Here is a 1,698-nt window from a genome sequence, read left to right as displayed (position 1 = left end):
GACCGGGATCGGACGATGTCCGGAGGGCGCCGGGGAGGGACGCCGGGGCCGGGGCCGACACTGGAGCCGGGGCCGGATTTCGGCGGTGGTCGCAGGTGTCTGTGGTGTGCGGCAGCGCTCGGCGGCGGCCGAAGCAGTCCGGGCCGCGCTCTCACCCTGAGTGGGCCCGCGTCAGGCCGGGGCCCTAGCTCAGCGGCGCTCGTCAAGACCCGGCGCGGACGCCGGTGCTCGCAGGCGGCCGACCTGCCTTGGCAGCGCCCGGCGCACAACGTCGGCGACAGGAGCGCGGGGCCGGTGCTGAACCCGGGGCAGGAGTGCGACGGCGACCGGAACGGCCCGGCGCGGGCGACAGCACGCTCGGCAACGGTCGACCAGCCCTGGCCGCGCCCGGCGCTCAACGTCGGTCATGGGAACCCCGGTTGGTGCACCTGGACCGAGTTCAGCGGTGGTCGCAGAGACTCGACGCGCGGCAGTCGAAGCAGCCCCGGCCGCCCCCACCGCTTCAGTGTCGGGCCGAGGAACCCAAGCCGCCCGGTCCGCCCAGTCCGCCTGGGCCGGAGTGTCGCCAAGGTCCCGAGGGCTGGGGAGGGGCGGTACGGGTTCCCACGTCGGACCGTGACGTGCCCTGGCCCTGGCCGTGACCCTCGCCCGGGCCCTGGCCCGGCCCCTCGTGTTCGTCCTCGGCGCTCCGCGCCTCCTGCCACGCACCGAACCGTTCGCTCGCCTCGCGGGCCTCGGCGTCGGTGCGCTGCTCCCCCGCGCGGCGGATCTTGTCGGCGCCGGAGAAGAGGGCGGCGGTGTACTCCGGGTCGGTGAAGGCCTGTTCGGCGGTGAGGTCGCCGCGCAGCACCCCGCGGGCCATCTCCCGCAGCTTCGGATCGGGTCCGGTGCTCAGGGTGCGCAGCGCGCGGAGCAGGCTACGGGCCCGCTCCTCGTCCTTGGCGACGCCCAGCAACTCCGACTGGTCCACTTCACGTCCGTCCGGCACGCGAACCTCCCCCTTCCCTGTGCTGGCGCCCCAGTATCCAACAGCCCCGTGGGTCACGGGAGTCGGGGAGCGCGACCGCCCCTCACGACGTGAGCGAGTCCCGCAGCGCCTTCGCGGTGACCGCGGGGTCGTAGCCGTCGGGAACGCCCTCGACCAGGATGATGTCGCCCTCGATGTGCCGTGACCGCAGCGGCGCGATCTCCTGGTACGCGGCGGAGTCCCACCAGGCCCGCGCCTCCGCGATCCCGGGGAACCCGATCACCACGACGTGACCCGGCCAGCTGCCCTCCTTCACCTCGTGCTGCGCGCCGTGCACGAGGAAGCGTCCGCCGTACGGCTCGAAGGTGGCGGTGATGCGCTCGATGTACTCGGCGATCTCCGGATGCGGCGCGGCTTCCCGCAGGTGGGCGATGCCGTAGGCGGTCATGGTGTCCTCCTGTTCGGTGGGGCTCCGTACCCGGATGAGCCTGACACGCGGGGCGAACGGGGGTCGATTACCCGAGGGGTAAGCGCCCGGCGACCTCAGGGGTCCCCTCGGCGACACAAGCCCCACCGCGCCACCGCGCCCAGCCGCCGAAGACCCCACGCCAGGGGCCACCGCTCCGACCGGCAGTACGACCCCGCACATCCGCGAAGCACACACCCCGCACAGCCGCCGGAATCCACCGCCCGACCACCCCCCACCTCGACCAGCCGCCGAGCACCACCGC

The 1,698-nt window shown here is 74.1% G+C and carries 2 protein-coding genes; both read right to left on the bottom strand.

Features of this window, described 5'->3' with window-relative positions:
- Positions 1 to 502 precede the first annotated feature (502 nt).
- On the bottom strand, positions 503 to 988 hold the full coding sequence (locus AOJ26_RS27430; protein WP_234358686.1) for a hypothetical protein: 486 nt from the start codon (positions 986 to 988) through the stop codon (positions 503 to 505).
- A gap of 82 nt (positions 989 to 1,070) precedes the next feature.
- A complete protein-coding gene (locus AOJ26_RS27425; RefSeq protein WP_053851036.1) occupies positions 1,071 to 1,415 on the bottom strand; it encodes a DUF1330 domain-containing protein in 345 nt (114 codons plus the stop codon).
- Positions 1,416 to 1,698 lie beyond the last annotated feature (283 nt).

It is taken from the genome of Streptomyces sp. NRRL B-24085 (genome assembly GCF_001282115.1).
In the GTDB taxonomy this organism is placed as follows: domain Bacteria; phylum Actinomycetota; class Actinomycetes; order Streptomycetales; family Streptomycetaceae; genus Streptomyces.
Note: the sequence above shows the minus strand (reverse complement) of the source record. Positions and strands in the feature narration are given on the sequence as shown.